Annotated in this window: 3 protein-coding genes; all 3 read right to left on the bottom strand. The window is 31.9% G+C overall.

The features are described from left to right. Positions 1–800 (bottom strand): hypothetical protein (locus CQA53_RS10915; protein ID WP_147290045.1); only part of this gene is annotated, 800 nt, incomplete at its 3' end. Then, positions 793–1788 carry a hypothetical protein gene (locus tag CQA53_RS10920; RefSeq protein WP_181882465.1) on the bottom strand — a complete coding sequence of 332 codons (996 nt, stop codon included), beginning with the start codon at positions 1786–1788 and terminating at the stop codon, positions 793–795. The genes CQA53_RS10915 and CQA53_RS10920, both read right to left, overlap by 8 nt. Further along, positions 1781–2332: a hypothetical protein gene (locus CQA53_RS10925; protein WP_115543966.1), complete on the bottom strand. Its 552-nt coding sequence runs from the start codon at positions 2330–2332 to the stop codon at positions 1781–1783. Before CQA53_RS10925 ends, CQA53_RS10920 begins: the two co-directional genes overlap by 8 nt. Between the last annotated feature and the right edge of the window lie 138 nt (positions 2333–2470).

The raw sequence follows: 2470 nt of genomic DNA on the forward strand, positions 1-2470 counted from the left end.
TTTCTATGAGCATTGACATTATTAGGACAAAGGGTGGATTCTTTAGATTCTAAGTGTATTGGAGAATCTTTGGAGTTTGTGGAATCTTGAGTGCTTACATAGGATTGCTTGGGGTGGGAATAATCACACAAATAAGTAATACATTCTTCATATTCTTTTTTAGTCATTGTATCTTTGGAAGTAGCACTTAGAATCTGATCTATCGCTCTTTGTGTGATTTCTTCTTTTCTTTCCTCTAAGCTTCTTGTATCAGATTCTATAAGAGATATTATGCGTTTCCAAGTATCATTTGCTAAGTCTTTTATATCTTGCCATATTTGTTCTACACTATTATCACGCAGATAAATATATACATTATTTAAAAGCCAAGTTGTTAGATAAGAAATGATGAGGCTACCTATAATGCTGATAGCTGTGCCAAAAACTGCCTCTGGCAATAAAAATATTGTTGCTATACCCACTACAATAGTTATTCCACCTAACACTATTATTTCTGTTACACTTAATTCCTCATTACCCATATTCAACACAGAGCCTTTTATGGCGTCTTTGATAGTGAATAGAATCTTTACTTGAATAGGCAGTCCTTTTTCTATACTTGTTGCTATTGCACTAATAGTAGAATCCATCATACTTAGAGTATTTAAAAGATAAGTTGTTAAAGCATTTCTATCCTTTTCTTTTTCTATCCTTTCTAATTCATCTTCACTCATACAAGGGTAGAATTCTTCACCATATTTATTAGCTTCACGCTTATCGTTTGAAGCATAGGTGATAGAAACTCCATATATTTTACTCATGATTATTTCCTAAGTATTCATCTTTTATATACACAGCAAGAAAATTGAATACTCTTTCTCTTTTCTTGCCTATCATTTCTCTTTTCCCAGTTATTTTTTCTGCACTATATCCTAATTGAGAATCTAATTCTTTCCAAAGTTTATCGAGATTGCTCAAACCAAAGGAATTAAATCTAGTGCAAAAGTTTGCTATCAAGTAGGGGTCTTTTGTATTATCAACAATCACAGGGCGAACAAAAGCGGTATTTGCATATATAAAATCTGTAATTTTTTCAAATGTTTGGGGCAATCTCATTAATGCCAAATTTTCCCTGCTAAGCTTGATATTGCCAAAGATTCTATACTCTATCACAACACAATCTTCAAATAACAGAATCCTTTTAAGTAAAAATGGTTTGCTCCAATATAAGTGCATAAATACAATAGAAATAGTTGGCACAAAAAATACAATACACAATAAAATACAAAAAATATACATTACTGAAAAAACTATAAATTCCAAAATCCATACACAATAATTTTTAAAGCTACCTTGATATTCGCATACTAGCAAAGGATTGCTTTTGTCAATATGTTTATTTTTTCTACCATTTATAAACAAACTTATATGTAGATATAGCCAAAAAACAAGATAAATAGCAAATAAAAATATTAATAAAAGCCAACCAATAAAAACCAATGTCCCAAATCCAAAATTGATGCGATATGAAGCAATAAACATACTAAAAAACCATAAGAAAAAACCACCAGTCGTCATAAAGGCATATAAATGATTATTCCACCACCGCTCCCTATCACTTCCCAAGCCATTAAATAATAATGGGTCAAAGCTTTTAGCTTTGTTTGTATGAGAATCCAGTGTTGTGGATTCTGTATTGTTATGAGAGTCTGCTTTATTTGCACGAGATTTTATGCTACTCTTAGAATCTCGCAAATAAGATTCTGTATGTTCTTTGCTTTCACTCTCTTTTTTATTTTCCTTATTCACTTTTCACCTCTCCACCTTTGACTACAAGTCCATTAGAATCTAGTGTATCTTCTACGCCAAATGCTATAAGACTACCTACTACTGCACCAATGATAGTTCCTACAACAGGAGCGGTAGAACCTAAAGCCGCTCCTATGCCAGCACCAGCTAAAATACGACTTCCTACAGAAACCCCTAATCGTGTAGCAGTTTTAGTGGCGATTTTTTCTCCTGCCTTGCCACCAAGATAAGAAGCTACAAATTCAAATGTAGCTTCCCCAGCTGCCCTCTTATCGCTTTTCCCCTCTGCTTTTTTAAAGAAATACGCTATTACTCCATAATTAACCCCTAAAGTAATGGTTGGAACATTAAAGAGCTTATTTGTAGGATAATATTTATCACTCATAGCACTTACAAATGCAGAATTAGCAGGGAGATAAATATTTAAAAAATTACTTGTAAAGTCTCCTAAATTATTTAGTTGTTTTTTGGGTTGCGGTAAGCCATTATGAAATCCACAATTACAAACATTTAAAGAGATATAGATATTTTTATTTTTACTCATTGTTTATCCTTTAAATAAGTGTCTATTTCTGCTTTGTAGGGACTAAAATCGATTGTAAAAATATTATGGTTTCTTTCCTCGTTAAATATGATTTCTATATGTTCATAATATTTTAAAAATAGAGCAACTCGAGATTTT

Source organism: Helicobacter didelphidarum (genome assembly GCF_003364195.1).
GTDB lineage: Bacteria > Campylobacterota > Campylobacteria > Campylobacterales > Helicobacteraceae > Helicobacter_A > Helicobacter_A didelphidarum.

Bases quoted from the DNA above. Each gene is read 5' to 3' on its own strand.
- CQA53_RS10925 (WP_115543966.1), bottom strand. From the start codon at position 2,332: ATGAGTAAAAATAAAAATATCTATATCTCTTTAAATGTTTGTAATTGT.